This is a genomic window from uncultured Limnohabitans sp., from assembly GCF_937889215.1.
Lineage (GTDB): Bacteria > Pseudomonadota > Gammaproteobacteria > Burkholderiales > Burkholderiaceae_C > Limnohabitans_A.
Genome location: NZ_CALBEX010000051.1, coordinates 1 through 2,153, shown reverse-complemented (window position 1 = coordinate 2,153; position 2,153 = coordinate 1). Strand labels below are relative to the sequence as shown.

Genomic DNA, 2,153 nt, shown 5'->3' with positions numbered 1-2,153 from the left:
GATGAAGGGGTAGTGCAGCTTGTAGCCGGTGGCCGCCATGACCAGGTCGTAGTCGGCTTGGCTGCCGTCTTTGAAATGCACGGTGTGGCCATCGAACCGATCCACGTCGGGCTGCACTTTCACATCGCCATGGCCAATGTGGTGAAGGATGAGCGAGTTCACGATGGGGTGCGACTCGTACATTTTGTAGTCGGGCTTTGGAAAGCCAAAGCGCACCGGGTCACCGGTGAACCACTTGAGCATCGTGCTGTCGACTTTTTGTTTGAGCCAGCGCGGCAGTTTGGTTTTGCCGCCCACCGTGTCTGCGGGCAGGCCAAAGACGTATTTGGGCACGAAGTAATAGCCCCGGCGCACCGAGATGTCCACGCTTTGGGCGTGGTGCACCGCGTCCACCGCGATGTCGCAGCCCGAGTTGCCCGCGCCCACAATCAGCACGCGCTGGCCTTTGAACTGCTCGGCTTTTTTGTAGGCCGAGGTGTGCAGCACCTGCCCGCTGAAATGGCCTGGCCACTGCGGCATATTGGGTTCGGCCAGGATGCCGTTGGCGATCACCACGCCTTTGTATTCGTGGGTTTCCACTTGCCCGTTGCCCGCATTGAGGGTCACGCGCCACAAGGTGTCGGGCGCATCGCTCACCGGCTCGACTTGCAACACGCGCACGCCAAAACGGTAGTGGCGTTTCAGGTCAAAGTGCTGCGCATAAGCTTGGAAGTACGTGAGCAGTTCGCGGTGGCTGGGGTAATCGGCCGTGCCCTCGGACATGGGGAATTCTTTGAACTCGGTGGTGCGTTTGCTCGAAATCAGGTGGGCTGACTCGTACACGGTCGAGCGTTCGTTGCCGATGTTCCACAAACCACCCACATCGGTGTGGGCTTCAAAGCCCTGGAAGGCGATGCCGTGTTTGCTCAATGCCCGTGCCCCGGCCAAGCCGGCGGGGCCAGCGCCGATCAAGGCGATTTGTTGGTGTGTAGCGATGCTCATGAAGTGCGTTGGCAAGGGGTGTCAGAAAGGCCGGGGATCGGTGTGGCTCCGGCTTGGTGGGCGCGCGGTTTGCGGGGTTGGGCCAGCAAGATGCGATCGTGCCAGCGAGCGGGCAGCAGCGACAAAGCCCGTGACAGCCAGCCGATGCGGCGTGGCAAAACAATGTGCTCGCGGCCTTGGGCTACGCCGCGCAGCAAGTCGCGGGCCGCTTCGTCAGGCCCCAGCAGGCCGGGCATGGCAAAGGTGTTGCCTGCGGTGAGCGCGGTGCGCAAATAACCGGGGCTGATGGTGTGCACTGTGAGCCGGGTGGGGCGCAACTCGGTCCGCAGGCTTTGCAGGTAGGCGATCAAACCGGCTTTGCTGGCGCAATAAGCCCCATTGCCGGGCATGCCGCGCCAGCCCGCCACGCTGGCCACGCCCACCAGCGCGCCGGGGCGCTGGCTGTCGAGCATCGCCTGGAGGAAAGGTTGGAAGGTGGTGGCCACGCCCAAGAGGTTGATCTCGAGCATGCGGCGCATCACTGCCAGATCGGCCGGGTCGCTGGTTTCAAAACCGCCGGCCACACCGGCATTGGCGATCACCAGATCGGGCGCGCCCCCGTGTTGCAAGCAGTCGGCGGCCATGGCCTGCATGGCCTGGGCGTTGGACACGTCGGGGGTGTAAATGCGGCAGCGCTCAGGAGCCAAGGCTTGCAAGGCAAGCAATGCCTCGCGGTTCAAGCCCACCAGCGCAACTTGCGCACCCGAGCCCAGCAACTGCTTGGCCAAGGCTTGGCCCAAACCCCCGCAGGCTCCTGTGATGACGGCGCATTGAAAAGAAGACATGGCGGTTGGCCTGGAACGCGGGCGAGTGAAATAGCCTTCAATTTTGGCACGCCCATCCGACCTTGGGCCTCAGTGAAGACCCTTGCGGGAAGACGCATTCAAAGGCGTCAAACGCCCAGATGCTGCTCCAGCACGCGGGGGTCTTCAAGCAAGGTTTGCGACGAGCCCTCGAACACCACTTGGCCTTTGACCAGGATGATGTTGCGGTCGGTGATCTGGGTGACGTGTTTCCAGTTTTTGTCCACGATGATGGCGCTGATCCCGCTGGCCTTGATGAGGCTGCAGATGCGCCAGATGTCCCGGGCGATCAGCGGGGCCAGGCCCTCGGTGGCTTCGTCGAGGATGAGC

At 62.7% G+C, this 2,153-nt stretch carries 2 protein-coding genes and 1 pseudogene; all 3 read right to left on the bottom strand.

Annotated elements, in window-relative coordinates; genetic code table 11:
* Window positions 1–981, bottom strand: a 981-nt coding sequence (locus Q0341_RS01230; protein WP_299510004.1) for an NAD(P)-binding domain-containing protein, incomplete at its 3' end; no start/stop codon positions are given.
* Window positions 978–1,805: an SDR family oxidoreductase gene (locus Q0341_RS01225; RefSeq protein WP_299510003.1), complete on the bottom strand. Its 828-nt coding sequence runs from the start codon at window positions 1,803–1,805 to the stop codon at window positions 978–980. The genes Q0341_RS01225 and Q0341_RS01230, both read right to left, overlap by 4 nt.
* Window positions 1,806–1,912: 107 nt before the next feature.
* Window positions 1,913–2,153, bottom strand: a pseudogene (locus Q0341_RS01220) (ABC transporter ATP-binding protein); the annotation flags it as partial.